The 18315-nt window shown below is 69.4% G+C and carries 16 protein-coding genes and 1 pseudogene; 7 read left to right on the top strand and 10 right to left on the bottom strand.

Annotated features, from left to right (window positions below; genetic code table 11):
- Nucleotides 1-180: 180 nt before the first annotated feature.
- Complete coding sequence (locus tag ACQEXA_RS04980; RefSeq protein WP_432936843.1) at nt 181-3102, bottom strand: SpoIIE family protein phosphatase; 2922 nt, start codon at nt 3100-3102, stop codon at nt 181-183.
- Nucleotides 3103-3499: 397 nt separating this feature from the next.
- On the opposite strand from ACQEXA_RS04980, the gene ACQEXA_RS04975 reads away from it, so the two are divergent.
- Nucleotides 3500-3853 carry a DUF6417 family protein gene (locus tag ACQEXA_RS04975; RefSeq protein WP_433128812.1) on the top strand — a complete coding sequence of 118 codons (354 nt, stop codon included), beginning with the start codon at nt 3500-3502 and terminating at the stop codon, nt 3851-3853.
- Between the two features lie 238 nt (nt 3854-4091).
- Here the strand turns inward: ACQEXA_RS04975 and ACQEXA_RS04970 are convergent, their stop codons facing one another.
- From ACQEXA_RS04970 to ACQEXA_RS04960, 3 genes and pseudogenes are all read right to left on the bottom strand, one after another.
- The gene (locus ACQEXA_RS04970; protein ID WP_432936849.1) at nt 4092-4670 is read right to left on the bottom strand and encodes a maltokinase N-terminal cap-like domain-containing protein; all 579 of its coding nucleotides are present in this window, start codon (nt 4668-4670) and stop codon (nt 4092-4094) included.
- A gap of 376 nt (nt 4671-5046) precedes the next feature.
- Nucleotides 5047-5466: a VOC family protein gene (locus ACQEXA_RS04965; RefSeq protein ID WP_432936851.1), complete on the bottom strand. Its 420-nt coding sequence runs from the start codon at nt 5464-5466 to the stop codon at nt 5047-5049.
- Nucleotides 5463-5774, bottom strand: a pseudogene (locus tag ACQEXA_RS04960) (transposase); the annotation flags it as partial. The pseudogene ACQEXA_RS04960 and the gene ACQEXA_RS04965, both read right to left, overlap by 4 nt.
- Between ACQEXA_RS04960 and ACQEXA_RS04955 the strand changes: the two are divergent.
- The 5 genes from ACQEXA_RS04955 to ACQEXA_RS04935 all read left to right on the top strand — a co-directional run bounded on the left by ACQEXA_RS04955 (nt 5656) and on the right by ACQEXA_RS04935 (nt 12004).
- Entirely contained in the window at nt 5656-6438 is a 783-nt protein-coding gene (locus ACQEXA_RS04955; protein ID WP_432939908.1) for an FkbM family methyltransferase, read from the top strand. The pseudogene ACQEXA_RS04960 and the gene ACQEXA_RS04955 overlap by 119 nt on opposite strands.
- Nucleotides 6439-6773: 335 nt before the next feature.
- Nucleotides 6774-7676: an IS5 family transposase gene (locus ACQEXA_RS04950; RefSeq protein WP_433128283.1), complete on the top strand. Its 903-nt coding sequence runs from the start codon at nt 6774-6776 to the stop codon at nt 7674-7676.
- Between the two features lie 617 nt (nt 7677-8293).
- Complete coding sequence (locus tag ACQEXA_RS04945) at nt 8294-8824, top strand: (2Fe-2S)-binding protein (protein WP_359393663.1); 531 nt, start codon at nt 8294-8296, stop codon at nt 8822-8824.
- Nucleotides 8811-9800: an FAD binding domain-containing protein gene (locus ACQEXA_RS04940; protein WP_432936854.1), complete on the top strand. Its 990-nt coding sequence runs from the start codon at nt 8811-8813 to the stop codon at nt 9798-9800. The genes ACQEXA_RS04945 and ACQEXA_RS04940 overlap by 14 nt, the downstream gene beginning before the upstream one ends.
- The gene (locus ACQEXA_RS04935; RefSeq protein ID WP_432936857.1) at nt 9797-12004 is read left to right on the top strand and encodes a xanthine dehydrogenase family protein molybdopterin-binding subunit; all 2208 of its coding nucleotides are present in this window, start codon (nt 9797-9799) and stop codon (nt 12002-12004) included. Before ACQEXA_RS04940 ends, ACQEXA_RS04935 begins: the two co-directional genes overlap by 4 nt.
- Nucleotides 12005-12338: 334 nt before the next feature.
- Here ACQEXA_RS04935 and ACQEXA_RS04930 read toward each other — a convergent pair whose 3' ends face one another.
- Both ACQEXA_RS04930 and ACQEXA_RS04925 read right to left on the bottom strand, forming a co-directional pair.
- A complete protein-coding gene (locus tag ACQEXA_RS04930) occupies nt 12339-13256 on the bottom strand; it encodes an NADP-dependent oxidoreductase (protein ID WP_432936859.1) in 918 nt (305 codons plus the stop codon).
- Between the two features lie 257 nt (nt 13257-13513).
- Entirely contained in the window at nt 13514-14434 is a 921-nt protein-coding gene (locus ACQEXA_RS04925; RefSeq protein WP_432936861.1) for an EamA family transporter, read from the bottom strand.
- 52 nt (nt 14435-14486) lie between these two features.
- Here ACQEXA_RS04925 and ACQEXA_RS04920 point away from each other — a divergent pair, with 52 nt between their 5' ends.
- A complete protein-coding gene (locus tag ACQEXA_RS04920; protein WP_432936863.1) occupies nt 14487-15005 on the top strand; it encodes a MarR family winged helix-turn-helix transcriptional regulator in 519 nt (172 codons plus the stop codon).
- Between the two features lie 257 nt (nt 15006-15262).
- On the opposite strand, the gene ACQEXA_RS04915 is transcribed toward ACQEXA_RS04920, so the two are convergent.
- From ACQEXA_RS04915 to ACQEXA_RS04900, 4 genes are all read right to left on the bottom strand, one after another.
- A complete protein-coding gene (locus tag ACQEXA_RS04915; RefSeq protein WP_432936865.1) occupies nt 15263-15988 on the bottom strand; it encodes a calcium-binding protein in 726 nt (241 codons plus the stop codon).
- Between the two features lie 64 nt (nt 15989-16052).
- Entirely contained in the window at nt 16053-17018 is a 966-nt protein-coding gene (locus ACQEXA_RS04910) for an RNA-guided endonuclease TnpB family protein (RefSeq protein WP_433128810.1), read from the bottom strand.
- The gene (locus ACQEXA_RS04905) at nt 17015-17500 is read right to left on the bottom strand and encodes a helix-turn-helix domain-containing protein (RefSeq protein WP_432936869.1); all 486 of its coding nucleotides are present in this window, start codon (nt 17498-17500) and stop codon (nt 17015-17017) included. Before ACQEXA_RS04905 ends, ACQEXA_RS04910 begins: the two co-directional genes overlap by 4 nt.
- Nucleotides 17497-18072 carry an IS607 family transposase gene (locus tag ACQEXA_RS04900; protein WP_433128808.1) on the bottom strand — a complete coding sequence of 192 codons (576 nt, stop codon included), beginning with the start codon at nt 18070-18072 and terminating at the stop codon, nt 17497-17499. Before ACQEXA_RS04900 ends, ACQEXA_RS04905 begins: the two co-directional genes overlap by 4 nt.
- Nucleotides 18073-18315 lie beyond the last annotated feature (243 nt).

The raw sequence follows: 18315 nt of genomic DNA, 5'->3' as shown, positions 1-18315 counted from the left end.
GCCCGCGAACCACAGGTATCTGTCTGGAGTGGCCGCGTACTGCTCCAGCATCGCTGCGAGTCGATCAGCGCGGCAGCTTCAGCGGCCGTTCCTTCACGCTCGGTTAGTGGCGGACGGCGGTGTCGCCTGCCTCCGGAAATCGTAGATCTCAGCAGGTCGGGTGACGTGCGAGGTCAAGAGTCAAGCTGAGGTAGTGGGTAGGGGTTGTTCGGTCCAGATGGACTTGCCGGTGCGGGTGTGGCGGGTGCCCCAGCGCTGGCAGAGTGCGGAGATGAGCTGTAGGCCGCGGCCGTCCTCGTCGGTGGCGGACGTCTGGCGGATGTGCGGCGTTGTCAGGCTGGTGTCGGAAACCTCGCAGATCAGCACGCGACTGCGAAGCATGCGCAGTCGAATGGGGCCGGAGGCGTGCCGGATGACGTTCCCGACGAGTTCGCTGACCACAAGTTCGGTGGTCATGATCAGGTCCTCATCGGTCAGGTCCCAGTGGGCGAGCTGGGCGCGGACCAGTTCGCGGGCCTGGCCCGCCGCCACCGGGTCCTCCGGCAACGGCCACTCGGCGACGTTCTCCGCGTCCAGCGGGTGGGTGCAGGCCAGCAGCAGGGCGGCGTCGTCGATCAGCGTGCCGTGGTCAGGGAGGAGCGCGGAGGTGAGGGTGGCGCAGAGGGCGTCCAGGTCGGACGCGTCCGCCGGTGACGTCGGCATGGCGTTCAGGGATTGAGAGAGGAGTTCGGCGAGGCGACTCATGCCGGTGGTGACGTCCCTGTCCTTGCTCTCGACCAGGCCGTCGCTGTAGAGGGCGAGCAGGCTCTCGGCGGGCAGGAGGGTCTCGAGGATTTCGAAGGGTGGAGCGGCCACCCCCAGCGGCGGGTCCGGGGTCATGGAAAGGAAGGTGACGGTGCCGTCGGGGTGGGCCACCGCCGGGGGCGGCTGACCGGCGCTGGCGTACGACAGGCGCCGGGTCACCGGGTCGTAGATGCCGTACAGGCAGGTCGCGAAGGCATCGGTGCCCAGCTCGCCGACGATGTCGTTGAGGTGGCCGAGGATTTCGTCGGGTGGCAACTCCAGCTCCGAGAGGGTGCGGACGGCCGTCCGGAGCGCGCCCATGGTGGCGGCCTCGGCCATACCGTGGCCCATGACGTCGCCGATCACGAGTGCCACCCGGGCCGCGGAGAGCGGGATCACGTCGTACCAGTCGCCGCCGACGTCGGCTCCCTGCTTGGCCGGCTGGTAGTGCGCCGCCGCCGTCACCTCGGGCAACGTGGGCAGGGCCTGCGGCAGCAGGCTGCGCTGGAGGGTACGGGCCCGGGTCGTGGCCTCGTCGTAGAGCCCGGCTCGCTCCAGGGCCTGCGCGATCAGTCCGCTGAGCGCAGTCAGCAGCGTTTGTTCGTCTTCGTCCAGCACTCGCGGTCCGCCGAAGGCGATGACCGCCGCGCCGATCCCGCGCCCCGATACCGCCAGCGGCAGAAGGGCCCACGCCTGCTTGCCGCCCTCCCGGATCAGCATCTCGGTCTCGGGGTAACGCTGCAGCATCTCCTCCGGGGAGGAGATGTAGAGCGGGGTGCGGGAGCGCATGGCGTCGCCTACCGGGTTCGTCGCGTCCATCGCTGTCCACTGCCCGTCCAGCAACCGAATGAAGCGCTCCGAGTATCCCCGGGAGCCGATCACGTTCAGCCGGTCGCCGACGACGCCGAGCATGATGAGTCCGGCGGCCCCGACGGGTGTCATGACACCGTCGGCCACCGCCGCCATCACGTCCTGGGCCGTGACAGCCTCGGCCAGCTCCCGCGTGATGCGCTGCACCACGGCCGCCCGCTCCGCAGCCGCGTGCTCCGCGGCGGCCCGATCGGCCTCCCGCAGATGCCGCTCGGTAGTGTCCGTGATGTAGAGCGTGAGGCCTTCCGGCGCCGGCACCAGCCGGAGGTGGTACCAGGACGTTCTGTCCGGCCACTGCACGTCGAATCCGGCCGGCTGCCCCTCGGCCGCCGTGGCCCGGCACCGTTGCTCCAGCCCCGCCACGGCACGTACCGCGGGAACGTTCCAGAGCACGGCTCCGGCCACATCCTCCGCGGCGCCGAAGAGCCGCTCGGCGGCCTGATTGAGAAATCCGATGCGCCAGTCCGTGTCGAGGGAGACGAAGCCGTCACTCATGTGTCGCAGAGCCCGCCCCACCGACTCGGCGGCGGCGTGCGTTTCGCTGCTGTCCCGGAGGGTGCCGATCACCTTCACCGGTGTTCCGTCTTCGTCAGTGATCGTCCTGGCACTGGCCTCGATCCAGAGGTATGTGCCGTTCTGGCGTCGGATCCGGTACTCGTTCTGGAAGCCGCCGCGCAGCTGAATGCCCGCGTCGAAGCCGGCTACCGCCCCTGGCAGGTCGTCCGGGTGAATCAGCGCTGCCCACGCCTCGATTCCGCCGCTCATCACCTCCGGATCGATGCCGGCCAGCACCTCCTCGACGGGCTGGTCGCAGGTCAGCTCGCCGGTGCGCAGGTCCCAGGTGTACGTGAGGGTGGGCATCCCTGCCACGTCCGGCGTGAGGGCCTCCCGCGGTCCCGGCCCGTTCTCCAGGGTGCGCAGCAGGGTGGGGGAGGGATTGAGGATCCCGGACGACCTGAGCCTCCCGGACATCCAGGCCGCCACCTCGTTCAGAAACGCGCCGTCCGCCGTGCCGGGCTCGGCGCCTGGTGCGAAGAGGACGGAGAGCGCACCGCGGCGCCGGCCACGGCCGGGAATGGGGACGGCCAGATGACCGATGCCGGCGGGGAGCCGGGAAGGCCACAGGGCGGCGGGGTCCCGGCCGGGCACCGGGTCGGGCGGAGCCAGCTCGGGCGCCCAGGTGATGGTGTCTTTGTGGGCGGCCCTGCTGGGCGGTGCCGCGCCCCGTACCGGGATGATCAGCCAGGGCCGGGTCATCGACTCGGGCAGGCCACTGCTGGCGACCAGGTAGAGGATGCCGCTCATGCCGCCGCCCGGAAGATGCACCATGCCGCCCAAGCCGTGCACCTCGGCCACCGCCTGCTGGAGCGCGGTCAGCAGAACCTCGACATCGTGCCGGTCCTCGGCCACGGCGTCGAGCAGCTGTAGCCGCGTACGGCGTCGCTCCAACGACCGCACAGTCTGTATGGCCCGCACGCCCTGCGGCTGGTGCGGCGGATGGGGGGCACTTGGCATGAACGGGCCGGTGTTGTCCGCATCGCCGCCCCCGGCATTCATTACGGCCAACTGTCGCCTCCGCTCACCGCTGGGGTACCTGCTGGGCCACATGTGATCGGATGTGAACGGGCAGAGATCTACATCCGTCGAATCGATACTAGTCCGAATCATTTCGCTGATTTCATCTGGCCTGAGAACCCGCCGTATCCGGTCCAGCGTCCGGTCGACCCCATGTGGACTTCACGTCACCCTCCGTTACCACTGAGGCTTGGTCCGCCGGCTTTGGCGCGGCGGCGTAGGCCGGCGGTGCGTCAAACCCGGCAGTAGAGATCAAGGCTTTGTCCTCGTGGTGACCGCTTCGATCCGGGCCAGGATCTCGGCTCAGTCGGCTGAGGCACTCGTCCAGGTCCAGGACTTGTTGAGCGAGACCCTCGGTGATGCGTGCGGCGGTCTCCTGGCCAGGCAGCGTGGTGTGCTGGGCCTGGGCCTGGGCCTGGGCGAGGGCGGTGGCGGCTCGCTCGCCGTCAAGGAGGCGCAGGATGTGCTGCGCTTGCTGGTGACGGTCGCCCAGGTCGGCGGGCCGAGGTCCGGCGAGGCGGACCGGCTGGCGTGGGAGGTCGACGCCCCCATCCCTCGGAGAACGGACCGTAGCCCAGTTGCACCGCATAAATGGGCCGCACCCGAATCCCGGGTGCGGCCCTGACGCGTTCCATGCTTCAAGCTCTACCCCGCCATGTTCAGGAAGGAATAAAGCCGTCGCGATGGGCGGGATGCCCGCATGGGAGAAGACAGGGAGGGCGGCGAACGGGGCATCCGCTACCTTCGTCACCATCGTGCCCTCCATGGACCTGCTGCCCGACCATGCCTGTGTCGGTACGATCAGTGGCAGCGAAGGAGAGGCGGTTGCCGTGGGCCCGCACGCTCACTGTCCGCGCGGGCTCTCACCGCGGCGTGACGGCCGCGAGTACTCCCCGCGCGGCAGTTCCGTTCGGCCAGGTCCACCCGGCGACGACGTATCCGGACGACCTCTGCGCAACCTCCGTCGGCCGCAGGACGCGGTTGACCTGAACGTCAAGCCCGTCGCCAGGGCCAGTTCCGTGCACGGTGACGGTCGGGTCAGGGGTGTCGCTCTTGCTCTGGTGCTGTGGCGTCGCCTCACCGCGCAGGAGGGCGCGCAACTGCGCCATCACGACCGGGTCGTGGACGCCATCGTAGATCCACCGGGTGCCGAGCACGCCATGCTCGGAGGTGCCGATCAACGCCTCGGCGGGGACGCCTTCCAGCGCCGCATCGCGGTAGCCCATCGGCACCAGATACGCCACCGGCTCCTGCGCGCCGGCGTCCGACACGACCATGAACTCGATTCCGACCGCGCCCACCGGATCGTCCAGACGGAACCCACCGGCCTTGACCAGTTCCGGTGTTTCTGCGCCGCCCACGTACCAGCTCTGCTTCGGCAGCCAGCCGGTGAGCAATTCCAGCTTGGTGGGCGTCATGGTGGTGTGGTGGATAGAGGCCATGCGAGCTCCCTCACGCGTAGGTCTGTTCTCCAACGGGATGTGATCGAACCTATCGGAAGCCGCTTTGCCTCCCGAGCGGCAGCAAGCCGGCCTGTAGACCTCCCGGTTGTCCTGTCGACCTCTGACGGCCGCGTTCCTGACGTGTAGGAACTCCAGCTCTCTGACCGCGTCCCCGCACGCTCACCGCTGGCTGATCGCTGTCGGCACTGACTGTTCCGGTACTCCTCAAGAGGCCAATCTGCGCGCCCTCTACTGGCCGCTGCCGCATGTACGCCGAGGCAATGGCGCGTGCGCTGGAGATGCTCGACGGCCCCAGCTCAGTGGTCGAGGCCTCCGGAGGAGTTGTCGCCAAGGCCTGCGGGCGGCGTGATCGTCGTCAGTCCGGTTCGGATGGCTTGATGGCGACGAGTTCGATCTCGAAGCCGTCGGTGTTCTCCAGGTAGGCGGCATGGGTCTGTTCGCCGCCGGCGTGCGGGTGGCGTTCGGGGAACATCAGGCTCCAGCCGTGCCGCGGGGCCTCGGCGGCCAGCGATTCCACGGTGCGGGGATCCTTGACGTGGAACGCCAGATGGTTCAGCCCAGGTCGGCATCGGTCGTGCTCGCCGGTGGTGAGGGCCGGGGACTGCTCGAAGACCAGGTAGGTGGCTCCGAGCCGCCAGCTGCGGCCGTTGCTCCAGTGCTGGAATGGCGTGTAGCCCAGGGACTCCAGCAGCCAGCCGAAGGAGACGACGGCCCGGTGGAGGTCGGGCACCCAGATCTCGACGTGGTGCAGCATCCCGCCGCGCGGCTGGGTCATGCCGCCACCGCCGGGGTGGGTTCGGACAGGTGGCCACGTTCGACGGGGGCGTCGGCCAGGACCAGGGCGACCAGGTGGGGCGCGTTCGCCGCGCGCCACCGGTTCTGGGCGGACTCGGCGAGTTTGATCGCCATGGCCAGGGCAGCCGTCCTTGTGTCGGCGCCCTTGGATACCTTGGTCCGCAGTCGGATGGTGGCGAAGGCCGACTCGACGGGGTCGGTGGTCCGCAGGTGCATCCAGCGCCCGGCCGGGAAATCGTGGAACGCCAGCAACTCATCCTCGTCGTCGGTGATCTTCGCAACGGCCTTTCTGTGTGGTCACCACGTGGCCGCGCTGCTTGCGCGGTACGAGGTGAACTGCGTCTTCGATGTGGGCGCCAACGCCGGCCAGTACGCACGCCGGCTGCGCCGGGACGGCTATACCGGCCGTATCGTCTCGTTCGAACCCACGGCCGCCGCTTTCGCCAAGCTGGAGAAGGCGGCGGAAGGGGACCCGGACTGGTGGGTGTATCCGTTCGGGCTGGGCCGCAAGGACGAGACCAAGTCCATACACACGGGCTGGAACACCATGAACTCCCTGCTGTCGCCGAGCGATTATGGCCGCGACCGCTATCTCCGGTTCGCCAAGTCGCAGACGGAGGAGATCGAGATCCGCCGTCTCGACGGGGTGATGGACAAGGCACTGGCCGACATCGACGACCCGCGCCCCTATCTGAAGATGGACACCCAGGGGTACGACCTGGAGGTCTTCGCGGGCGCCGGTGAACGGACCCAGGAGTTCGTCGGAATGCAGTCGGAGGTCGCCCTGCTGCGGTTGTACGAGGGCAGCCCGCGCATGAACGAGTCCATCGCCGAGTACGAGAGCCACGGTTTCGAGGTCACCGGCATGTACCCCGTCACGCGGGAGCAGTCCACGGGACGGGTGGTGGAGTTCGACTGTGTGATGGTGCGGGCTTCAGCCGTGCCGGAGTGATGCGGGGAAGCCGCCGGGGCGTGCAGGCGCGGGCGGGCGAGCGGAACCGGGGCCAGGAGGTGGAGGTGGCGCGGCGCGTTGCCCGGCCGTCCTGACGGGCGGCAAACGGTGTGGTCGATCGTGAACGCAGACTCGTTGTCAAGATGGCCCGCCTGCCCGCCTGCCCGCCTGCCCGCCTGCCCGCCCGCCCGCCTGCCCGCCTGCCCGCCCGCCTGCGCCAGCCGTGCCACTTGGTCGTGCCGCTGAGAGCCTGTCGGGTGGCTGATCATGCGCGAAGCGTGACGGCCGCGATCTGCCCTCTGGGCATGGCGACGGCCCCGGAATGATCACGTGGTGTGTGCCAGTGCGACAACTCCGAGGCCGTCAGCGGCCCATGCTATCCGTCCAGCCTGACCGATGAGATGTGGGAGATCATCCAGCCGCTCCTTCCCATGCGTGACCTGCGGAAAGGCGGCGGGGTGCGCAAGTACCCGGATCGGCTGGTGCTCGACTCAATCTTCTACGTGCTGCGCTCGGGCTGCCAGTGGCGGATGCTCCCGCGCGACCTGATGCCCTGGGACGCGGCCCACCGCTGGTTCACCAAGTGGCGCCGGGACGGCACCTGGGACCGCGTCCACGACGAGCTGCGCCGTCAGGTCCGGATCGGGGCCGGACGCGATCCCGAGCCGTCAGCCGCCGTGATCGACGCCCAGTCGGTCAAAACCAGCGAGGGCGGCGAGGCGCGTGGATTCGACGCGGGCAAACGAACGACGGGGCGGAAGAGACATCTGATCGTCGACACGATGGGCCTGCTGCTGGTCGTCACCGTCACCTCCGCGTCCGTGCAGGACCGCGCAGGAGGCCGCACCGTCCTGGCCCGGCTCGCCGCCGGCTTCCGCACAGTCAGTCTGGTGTGGGCCGACGGCGGATACGCCAACTCTGTTGATTCCACGCTGCTTTCATGGGCTCGCAACGCGCTGGACATCGTCGTCCAGATCGTGAAGCGGACCGACGACGTCAAGGGTTTCAAGGTCCTGCCCCGCCGCTGGGTGGTGGAGCGAAGTTTCGGCTGGCTGGTCCGCAACCGCCGACTGGCCCGCGATTACGAACGGCTGACCGCGACCTCCGAGGCCATGATCAAGGTGGCGATGATCCGCCTGATGCTCGTCCGGCTCGCCGGGCAGCCAACGCGGTGGAGCCACGAATCCCACCGCAAGACCGCCCGAACCAAGACCGTCGAAGACCTCATCGCAGCGTAATCAACCAGCCACCCGACAGGCTCTGAGGGCGGTCCGTGAGTTCGTCGCGTCACGCGACAGCGGATCGCCGTCTCCCCGCTGCGCGCCGCCGTCGACCAACTGAAGGACATGCACCCCATGCCGGTTCCGCAGCTGCACGGCATGGGCCGGAGCCTGGAGGGCCGGCAGGCGTTTGCGACCAGCTGGCCGCAGACCACCGGGTCATCAGCACGGACCATCCCCGCTTCGGTCTGAGCCCGCCCGATGCCAGGGCTCCGTCGCACGCACGGTCATCGGCGTCATGGACGCCCTCGGCGAGCACCGCCCAGCGCACGCGAGGGACACCCTGCGCCCGCAGGATGCGCGGGCCAGACCGACCATGCTCACGGAGGTGGGGGTTTCCGGAATGGCCCATCCGGACACGGTCTCTCCGTCCTGCGCCCGATCACCCTCCGCAGCACGGGGAAGCTGGGGTGGCCCATACCGCCCCGGCCCCCTCGCGATCGGACCACATGCCGAATGGTCTCTTTCGCCTATATCGTGACATCAAGTGCTGAATCTCCCCGAAGCTGTCGAAACGGCTCACTTGCCCGCGCGTCGGGCCGAAGCCGTGTGCGACCCGTCCCGAGGAGGACGCGATGACGGACGTGGCGAGCAGGCGGGACGTGAGCGAGCGGCCTGCGGCCCCGGAGCGGGTCGTGACACTGACAGTGAACGGACGGTCGTACGCCCTGCGTATGGACACGCGAGTCACCTTGCTGGACGCCCTGCGTGACCGGCTGGGCCTCGTAGGCACGAAGAAGGGCTGCGACCAGGGTGCCTGCGGCGCATGCACCGTCCATCTGGACGGCCGGAGGGTGCTGGCCTGCCTGACGCTGGCGGCGCAGGCGGAGGGCCGGGAGATCACCACCATCGAGGGCATCGCCGAGGCCGACGGCCCGCACCCGGTACAGCAGGCGTTCATGGAGCACGACGCCTTCCAGTGCGGCTTCTGTACGCCGGGGCAGATCATGTCCGCGGTGGCGCTCCTGGCCGAGGGCCGGACCGGCTCGGACGAGGAGATCCGCGAGTACATGAGCGGAAATCTGTGCCGGTGCGGTGCCTATCCCAACATCGTGGCGGCGATCCGCGAGGCGGCCTCCCGGGGAGGTCACGATGCGCGCCTTTGACTACGTCCGTGCCACCGACACCCGCGAGGCAGTGCGATTGCTGGAGGAGGAGCCGGCGGCATCCTGCCTCGCAGGCGGTACGACACAGCTCGACCTGATGAAGGACGGGGTCCTGGAGCCACCGCGACTGATCGACATCACCCGGCTCCCGCTGCACGGCATCGAACGACGCCGCGAGGCCCTCCACGTGGGAGCCCTGGCCACCATGGAGGAACTGGCCGCCGACGCCACGGTGACCGAGCACCTGCCCATGGTGCGCGAGGCCCTTCTGCTGGGCGCATCGGTGCAGCTGCGGAACATGGCCACCATCGGCGGCAACCTGCTGCAGCGCACGCGCTGTCGCTACTTCCGGGACCCCACGGTCGGCGAGTGCAACAAACGTACGCCGGGATCCGGGTGCGCCGCGGTGCAGGGCGCGGCACGTATGCACGCCGTGCTCGGCGCGAGCGAGCGGTGTATCGCGCTGCACGCATCCGACCTCGCCGTCGCCCTGGTGGCGCTCGACGCGGTCGTGCACATCCAGGGGCCGTCGAAGGCCCGCAGCGTGCCGCTGACGGAGTTCTACCTGACGGCCGACGAGAGCCCCCAGCGCGAGAACGTCCTGGAGCACGCCGAGCTGATCACCGAGGTCGAGATCCCGCTGCCGCCGCCGGCCGCCCGGTCGGGCTACCTCAAGGTCCGCGACCGGGCATCGTACGAGTTCGCGCTCACCTCGGCCGCGGTGCTGCTCGTCGTGGAGGACGGCACGATCCGTCAGGCCCGGGTCGGCCTGGGCGGAGTGGGGACGAAGCCCTGGCGGGCCTACGAGGCCGAGCACGTGCTGACCGGCGCGTCCGCCACGACGGCCACCTTCCTGGACGCGGCCGAGGCGACCATGCGCGACGCCTGGACCGTCCCCGGAACGGCGTTCAAGGTTCCGCTCGCCCGGCGCACTCTGGTGCGAGAGCTGCAGACCGTCTCAGGAGTGACCGTATGAGCACCGTCGAAAGCAGGCCGCTCGTCGGCGCCGGCATCAACCGGGTCGACGGCCCGCGCAAAGTCACCGGCACCGCCCCGTACCCGATGGACTTCAGCGTCCCCGGCCAGGCCTACGGTGCCCTGGTGCAGAGCACCGTCGCCGCGGGCCGGATCGTCCGCATGCACACCGACGCTGCCGAAAGCGCCCCCGGCGTGATCACCGTCCTCACCCACGAGAACGCCCCCAAGGTCGGGACGGGTCCCGTGACGGTCCTCGGGGCGTCGCCTCCGGCGCCGCTGCGGAACGACCGGATCGTCCACCACGGGCAGCACATCGCCTTCGTGGTGGCCGAGACTCCGGAGCAGGCCGCCGCCGCGGCGCGCCTGGTGCGGGCCGACTACGAAGTCACGGACCCGCTACTGGACCTCCAGGACCCGCGGGCCGAACAGGTCGTCGACCCGTGGGAGATGGACACCTCGCGCGGCGACACCGCCGCAGCGCTGGAGTCGGCCGAGGTGACCTTCCGGGCCACCTACACCACGGCCGACAACACCAACAACCCGCTCGGGCTGTTCGCCACCCTGGCCGTGTGGGAGGGCGACACCCTCACCGTCCATGACACCAGCCAGTGGCCCTCGATGGTGCGCACCACCCTCGCCATGGTCTTCGGCATCCCGGAGAGCTCGGTGCGGGTCCTGGTGCCCTACGTCGGCGGGGGCTTCGGCTCCGGGCTGCGCGTGTGGCCGCACGTGATCCTGACGGTCATGGCCGCCCGGGTGCTCAACCGCCCGGTCAAGCTGGTCCTGACCCGCCCGCAGATGTTCAACTCCGTCGGGCACCGCCCCAGCGGCGTGCAGTGGCTCGGTGTCGGGATGACCCGCGCCGGCGAACTCGTCGCCATCGACCACCGCAGCCTCAGCTCCCTGAGCATGGAGGACAACGACTACGAGCCCTTCACCGCGGCAACCGCCTTCGCCTACCAGTGCCCGAACGTGATCACCCAGGACCGACAGGCCCGGATCAACATCGCCGTTCCCACGTCGATGCGCGCCCCGGCCGAGGCACAGGGCAACTTCGCCCTGGAGTCGGCACTCGACGAGCTGTCCTACACCCTGCGCATGGACCCCTTGGAGCTGCGGCGGCGCAACCACTGCGACACCGATCCACGCAACGGGCTGCCCTGGTCCAGCAAGGCGCTCCTGGAGTGCTACGAAGTCGGCGCGCGGCGATTCGGCTGGTCCGACCGGAACCCCGAGCCGCGCTCCATGCGTGACGGCAACTGGCTCGTCGGCTACGGCATGGCGAGTGCGCTCTTCCCCTATTTCGCACAGCCCTGTGCCGCGCAGGCCACCGTCAACAGCGACGGCAGCGCGCTGGTGCGGAGCGCGGCGACCGACATCGGCACCGGCACCTACACCGTGATGGCCCAACTGGCCGCGGACGAACTGGGACTGCCCCTGGACCAGGTCCGCTTCGACCTGGGCGACTCCGACATGCCCAACTCGACGATGGCGGGCGGCTCCGGCCTGACCGGCGCACTGGGCAACGCCGTACACGACGCCTGCCGTCGGCTGGTGCGCTCGTTCGCCCAACTTGCCTGCGGAGACGCCGACTCGCCCCTGTACGGCGCGTCCCCCGACGACGTGGAGTGCACGGACGGGAGGGTCCACCCCGCGGGCCGTCCGGATCGCGGGGAGCCGTACGCCGACATCCTCGCACGGCACGGGCTGTCCGAACTGGCGGCCGGCGGGAACAGTACCCCGCCGGTCCCCACCGAGCTGGGCATGTCCCTCGCCGGGGCGTACGGCGCGAAGTTCGTGGAGGTCCGCGTAGACCCCGATCTCGGCCTCATCCGGGTCGCACGGGTGGTCTCCGCGATCGACGGCGGCCGCATCCTCAACGAGAAGACGGCGAGAAGCCAGATCATCGGCGGGACGGTCGGCGGCATCGGCATGGCCCTGTACGAGGACACCGTCACCGACCCGCGCACCGGCCGCATCGCCAACGGCACGTTCGCCGACTACCTCGTCGCGGTCAACGCCGACATCTCGGAACTGGACGTCGTCTTCGTCGGCGAGCCCGACCGCGGCACCACCACCGGCACCAAGGGCGTCGGCGAAGTCGGCCTGGTCGGCATCGCAGCCGCGATCGCCAACGCCGTCTACCACGCCACCGGAAAGCGCTTCCACGAGCTGCCGATCACCCTGGACGCCCTGCTCTGAGCCGCCGCCGGACGTCGAAACGGTGGTGTCGTGTCCGGCGGGTCCGGCAGATCTGGTGACCACGGTCAGTCACGTCGACCGGGGAGATCCTGGCCTGCTGCTCGGCCCAGGTCGTTTGCCGTCGCGGTTGTAGCGGGTGCCCCAGCGTGATGTGAGCTGAGGGACCAGGAACAGGCCGCGGCCGCCCTCGTTGCCGGTGCGGGCGCGGCGTAGGTTTGGGGCGCTGAGCATAGCCAACTGGCGGCCAAGAACGGGCGAGTTGTCTGGCCGCCAGCGGCGACACTGTGTTGATGGTGGGGCGTGCCTGCTCGACGGTCGCCTCGGACAGTCCGGGCTACGGCCGAAGCACGATCTTGCCGTGGGTGTGTCGCCGCTCCAACTCGCGGAAGGCGTCCTGCACTTGCTCCAGCGGGTAGGTTCGGGCGATCGGCACCTCAAGCTCGCCGCGCGCCGCGAGCCGGGCGAGCTCGCCGACCACGACGGCGCACGCCGCCGCGCCTTCTCCGTAGGTCCGCGCACCGAACTTGGCCGCGGCCTGCCAATCGCGGATCGTGTTGATCCGCTCGGGCCGCACGCCCAACTCCACTGCCAGCTCCACGTAACCGTCGCCGAATGTGTCGATGAACGCGTCGACTTTTCCGCCTGCGGCCTCTCGGATCCGTTGGGCGGCGCCTTCCCCGTACTCGACCGGGACAACGCCGTGATCCGTCAGCCAGGCGTGGTTTCGCCGGCTCGCCAGCCCGATCACCGTCGCGCCGCGCCTCCGCGCGAGCTGCACGGCGAGCGACCCGACGCCGCCCCCCGCACCGGACACCACGACGGTGTCGGCCGGTCCGGGGTCCACTGCGAACACGGTGGCGTATGCGGTCGTGCCGGCCACGTACAACGATCCGGCCACGTCCCAGGACAGCCCCTCCGGACGGGAGACCACGTTCACGTCATCGACGACGACGAACTCCGCGTGGCTCGCTCTGTTGTGGGTGAAGCCCAGGACCTCGTCGCCCACCGCGAAGCCGCGCGTCTGCGGGCCCACCTCCACCACGACGCCGGCCAGATCGCTGCCCTGCCCGGAGGGGAACGTCGCCGGCCAGCGGTCGTGCCGCGCGCCGTTGCGGATCATCACCTCGCCGGGCTGGATCCCGGCCGCGCGGACCTCGACCAGCACCTGTCCGGGGCCGGGCGACGGCCGCTCCACGTCCTCCACCCGCAGCACATCGATCCCGCCGTACTCGTGGAACCGCACCGCTTTCATTGCGTGATCACCGTGCTTCCTCAGTCGGACAAGCCTTGGACCGTCACGCCCCGGATGGCCACACATCGACCGGGCCATTGACTCAACTGCTCGGGGACAGAGCCGTATTCCCAGGGGCGCTGCCGACAGCGACGACGTTCACACCGACGTCGGCCCTGCCGCAACGCACCTGCGGCCGGCCTGCACGGAGCAATCGGGGCACGCGGGGTGTCGATGGAGGGTCATGGCATCGACGGCCCCAGGCAGTCCCAGCGTCTTCACCGGAGATTACACGGAGAGGACTCTGGCACGGGATGCTCGGCAGGGTCAGGACGAGCGGGTGCCTGGCTTCTGCCATGTCGGCCTGCGCGCGTGGACCGGCCAAGGATGACTCCGACCAGGACGAGGACCAGTCCGCACAGTTGCTGAACCGTCAGGACCTCTGCGGCGACCGCTGTGCCAAGCAGCACGCCCGTGACGGGGTTGAGCAGTCCGATCAGACCCACGGTCCCCGCAGGCAGGTGCCGCAGCCCCGTGAACCAGGCGACGAAGGCCAGCGCGGTCGCGACAAGGGAGACGTAGCCGAAGGCGAGGAGTGCCGGTGTGGAGAGCGCGGGCGGCGCGCCCTCCACGGCCGCGGCGACCGGAAGCAGGAACAGCCCTCCGGCGGTGAGCTGCCAGGCGGTCGAGGCGAGCACATCAGCACCGGCACCCCAGCGCTTGGTGAGGATGTGGCCGAAGGATGACACCAGCATGGCGGTGGCCGCGGCGAAGACTCCCGGCAGGCTTGCCCCCGCTGATCCCGTGAGCAGCATGAGGCATACCCCGGCAATCCCGATCGCGGCGCCTGCCAGGTGGGCACTCCGGGGTCGCTCGGACACCAGGGGCCAGGCCATGAGCATCATCGTCAACGGGGACACCGCCATGAAGGTCGAGGCGACGCTCGTCGGCAGCAGCTGGGAGGCGAAGTAGACGAGGACGAAGAACACGCTCACGTTGAGCAGCCCGAGTACGGCCGATCGCCACCACCACGCGCCGCGTGGCCGCTGCCTGCACAGGGCCAGCAGGAGGAGGCCGGCGGGCAGCGCCCGCAGAGCGGCCCCGTACAGCGGGTGGTCCGCCGGCAAGAACTCATGGGTGACGAAGTAGTTGGCCCCCCAGGCCACCGGCGCAATCGCGGTCAGTACCACCCAACGCATATTAGCTTCCACGGAAGCTAATATAGCTTCCGTGGAAGCTATGATGGAGTCCATGGAACATCCGCTGGACCATGTGGCCCGCATCCAGGCCGACTGGCGCCGTGAACGGCCCGACGTCGACGTCTCCCCGCAGGGAGTGATCGGCCGACTGCACCGCCTGGCCGGCCGGCTCACCGAAGAACTCGTCCGCGTATACGGCCGCTACGGTCTCAGCGAGGGAGAGTTCGACGTCCTGTGCGCGCTCCGCCGCGCCGGCGAGCCCTACGAACGGGCACCTGGCGAGCTCGCCGTGCACACCATGGTCACCACCGGCGCGATGACCAAGAGAATCGACCGCCTGGAGCAAGCCGGACTCGTCACCCGCCGCCGCTCCGACGACGACCAGCGCGGCCGGATCGTCGGCCTCACCAGAGCCGGACGCGAACTGATCGACCAGGCGTTCACCGACCACATGCACAACGAACGCCACTTGCTGGATCTACTGAAGCCGGCGGAGGCCGAGGCGCTCGAAGCATTGCTCACGACCTGGCTCTCCCGCATGGCGCACCCGCGCTCGCCCGGCAGCGAGTGACCTGCGCGCCTCCGGGCTGTGGCCAGCACAAAGAGGTGCAGACACATTGACCGGTGAAAGCGGGCTACTGCAGCAGCGGATCAAACGGCTGCCGGAGTCCGCTTTTGAGGGCGTCTTGGCGCGTTTGCCATCGCGGGAGTTGCCTCCCTACTTGCCCGGGGGGTCATGCTCGTCAAGCGTCGCCTGGCTGTCTGCGTCGTGACGCGGGGTGTCCCGGGCGGAGGCCTGAGGCGTCCGCCCGGGAGACCGCCTGCTCGCTACCTGACGTCGACGTAGTCGCCGGCCGAGGTGACCGGAGCGGCGGCGGGCGAACCGGCGTAGGTGAAGCGCCAGTAGCCGTCCGACGCCGCCTTGGCGGTGGTCTTGAGCGAGCCCGTGCTACTGGACGTGATGCCCTTGACGTTCACGTAGTTCTTCGTGCCGGCCTTGCGGAACTGCAGGGCGACCTTCTGGCTTCGGTAGCCGCCGTACTTGTGCGTCTCCCAGTTAGCCACGGTCAGGGACCCGGTGACCGTGATGGTCGCGCCCTTCTTCGCCGGCTCCGGCGCCGCGTTGGCCGACAGATGGGCGGCACGCAGCACCTTGAAGGTCTTGGCGGGGTCCTGCTGTATGTAGTCGCCGTCGATGCCGTTGGCGTAGGCCCACATCTTCCAGGTGCCTGCGTGGGCGTTCTTGATGGCGTCGACGGTGTCGGTCAGAGAGCAGGTGCAGGTGGCCTGGAGGTGCTTGCCGCAGATGGGCAGCACGACTCCCCAGTCGTCGTGGTTGACGTCCTGACCGTGGTAGAGGATGCCGCGGGCGTCGCTGATGCCGCTCGGGTCGCTGACGGTCATCTTGACCGTCACCGTCGCCTTGGCGCTGGAACCGAGGACGATGGGCTTGCCGCCGTTGACCACCACGTTGGAGATCGTGGTGTCGTTGGCCGCGACGTCGGCCGAAGCGGCCTGAGCCGCCGGCGCGGCGAGACGGATACGCGTGTGCATGATTACCGTTGCCGAGACCGTAGTCAGGTCTCGGCCTTCCGGGCATTCCTGCCCGGAAGGTCCGTCACATCACCAAAGCGTGAGAGCTTCGGCGTGAGTACGGTCTCTCGCTTCCTTCTGCCGCTGGTGCGGCAGGGGTGCGCCACCTGCCCGCCCCGGCCTTGCGGCTGCGGCGGGTGGTGCGGGTCTTGTGGTCGGCTCCACGAGGCTTCGACACCCGAGGGGCGTCCTGGTCTCCGGCCACTCCGGTACCAGTTGCTGCTGCCGCGAGGGCGGCGAGATTGCGGGCCGCGTTCTCGTCCCGGTCGAGGACCAGGCCGCAGACATCGCATTGGTAGGTCCGGACGTGCAGCGGCAGCTTGGCTTTCACCGCGCCGCAGCCGGAACAGGTCTTGGAAGAGGGGAACCAGCGGTCGGCGGCCACGATGCGGCAGCCGTCCCGGCGGGTTTTGTAGGTGAGCTGACGTCGGATCTCGCCGAATCCGGCGTCGGCGATGTGGCGGGCGAGGTGCCGGTTGCGGAGCATGCCGGCGACGTTGAGGTCTTCGACCACGACGGTGCCGTACTCGGCGGCCACGGCGGTGGTGAGCTTGTGCAGGGCGTAGGCACGCAGGTTCGCCACCCGGTGGTGTACCCGGTTGCGGGCCGCGTTGGCCTTCTCCCACCGCCTGGACGCCTTCTGTCCGGTACGCCGGTCGGGGCCGCGGCGGCGGGAGACGACGCGGGATGCCCGGCGCAGGCGCTTCAGCGCGGCATCGAGGTGCCGAGGGTTGGGGACGGTGCGGATCTCTCCGTGGCTGTCGGCCATCACGGCGAGCGTCTTCACTCCAAGATCGACACCGGCTGCCGCGTCCGGGCGGGCCACGCGCTGGATGTCCCGCTTCACCTCCACCTGGAAGGCGACGAACCACCGGCCACGCTCGTGCCGCGCGGTCGCCGACAGGATCCGGGCGGTCCCGGCCTGCACGCGAGTCAGGAGCTTGTGCGTGGGCTCGTGGGTGCGGATTGTGCCCAGCCGCGGCAGCGTCACATGCCTGCCATCGCCCTCGACACGGATCGTGCCGGTGGTGAATCGGCACGCCAGACCGCCTTCCGCTTCGACTTGAACCGGGGCATCTGGACCTTCTTGCCGCGCCGCTTGCCCTGCTTGGACTTGGCGTAGTTGTCGAACGCCACCGAGGCGTTGGCCAGGCCGGTGTTGTACGCCTCTTTGGAGTTCTCCTCCCACCACCCGGCGAACCTAGGGTCGGTGTGCTTGGCGGTGTTGAACGCCTTCCGCAGGGCGGGAAGCGACCAGGGCCGCCACTGCGTCAGCCCGGCCTCGGGCACGCCGTAGGTCTCCTCGGCCTTGCGCTGCCACCACGAGGCGCTCACCCAGCCCACCGCCCAGTTGTACGCGGCACGCGCCGCGCCGCAGTGCGAGACCAGCGCGGCCTGTTGGGCGGCGTTCGCATCCAGCGCGAATCGGAACGCCTGCACCACGAAACCGGGCTGCGGCTGGAACTTCTTCACTCGCCGGCCTCGCCCACCGCCACGGCCACCGCGCGTTCAGCACGGTTCTTCGCCGCCCGGCGCCCGTACAGGGGCGCGCACATCCAGGTCAGCACCTCGGTGATGTCGCGCACCAGGTCCTCGGTGGTCTCGGAAGCCTCGAGGACGAGTAGCTGCCGGCCGGACGCCGACAGGGCGGCTTCCAGGTGCTCGACGCCGAACCGAGCGAGGCGGTCGCGATGCTCGACCACGATCACGGCCGCGCTGGTATCCGCCAGGAGCCGGTGCAGCTTGCGGCGCCGCCCGTCCAGCCCGGACCCCACCTCCCTCACGACCTCGGCCACGGCCAGACCCTGCTGGTTCGCACCGGCCACGACGCGGGCAGCCTGCCGATCCAGATCCGCCTCCTGGTCGGCGGACGACACACGGCAGTACGCCACTACACGCCCGGACAGCCGGGCAGCGGGCTCGTCGACCAGCCACGTCCCCGACGGCGCCTGACGGACAGGAACGGGCATCTTCCCGTCCTTCACCCAACGCCAAGCCGTCTGGTAGCTCACACCCTGCTGACGCGCCCACTCCGAAAGCTTCACCCGGCCAAAGATAGACGACCAGAGATGACAACAGATGACTAGAAAATCTATAGATGCTGTCTCCCTCACATCGAAACGGTCCCGCCGCCTATGCCCCGCGGCGGGTGACGTTGCCGTCGCGTCACATATGCACGCGGTCTCCCACTCCGCCGAGGCGTTCTCCACAACCGCCGACGCCTCATCGATCAGCTATTACTGGACGCCGACACTGTCACCGATCACGTACGGCAAGCACACGGGCCT

It is taken from the genome of Streptomyces sp. CA-106110, assembly GCF_050936285.1.
GTDB lineage: Bacteria > Actinomycetota > Actinomycetes > Streptomycetales > Streptomycetaceae > Streptomyces.
Note: the sequence above shows the minus strand (reverse complement) of the source record. Positions and strands in the feature narration are given on the sequence as shown.

Excerpts from the sequence above, each read along its gene's own strand:
- ACQEXA_RS04970 (WP_432936849.1), bottom strand. The coding sequence starts at position 4,670 with ATGGCCTCTATCCACCACACCACCATGACGCCCACCAAGCTGGAATTG.
- ACQEXA_RS04965 (WP_432936851.1), bottom strand. The coding sequence starts at position 5,466 with ATGACCCAGCCGCGCGGCGGGATGCTGCACCACGTCGAGATCTGGGTG.
- ACQEXA_RS04955 (WP_432939908.1), top strand. The coding sequence starts at position 5,656 with ATGGTGGCGAAGGCCGACTCGACGGGGTCGGTGGTCCGCAGGTGCATC.
- ACQEXA_RS04945 (WP_359393663.1), top strand. The coding sequence starts at position 8,294 with ATGACGGACGTGGCGAGCAGGCGGGACGTGAGCGAGCGGCCTGCGGCC.
- ACQEXA_RS04940 (WP_432936854.1), top strand. The coding sequence starts at position 8,811 with ATGCGCGCCTTTGACTACGTCCGTGCCACCGACACCCGCGAGGCAGTG.
- ACQEXA_RS04935 (WP_432936857.1), top strand. The coding sequence starts at position 9,797 with ATGAGCACCGTCGAAAGCAGGCCGCTCGTCGGCGCCGGCATCAACCGG.
- ACQEXA_RS04930 (WP_432936859.1), bottom strand. The coding sequence starts at position 13,256 with ATGAAAGCGGTGCGGTTCCACGAGTACGGCGGGATCGATGTGCTGCGG.
- ACQEXA_RS04925 (WP_432936861.1), bottom strand. The coding sequence starts at position 14,434 with ATGCGTTGGGTGGTACTGACCGCGATTGCGCCGGTGGCCTGGGGGGCC.
- ACQEXA_RS04920 (WP_432936863.1), top strand. The coding sequence starts at position 14,487 with ATGGAACATCCGCTGGACCATGTGGCCCGCATCCAGGCCGACTGGCGC.
- ACQEXA_RS04915 (WP_432936865.1), bottom strand. The coding sequence starts at position 15,988 with ATGCACACGCGTATCCGTCTCGCCGCGCCGGCGGCTCAGGCCGCTTCG.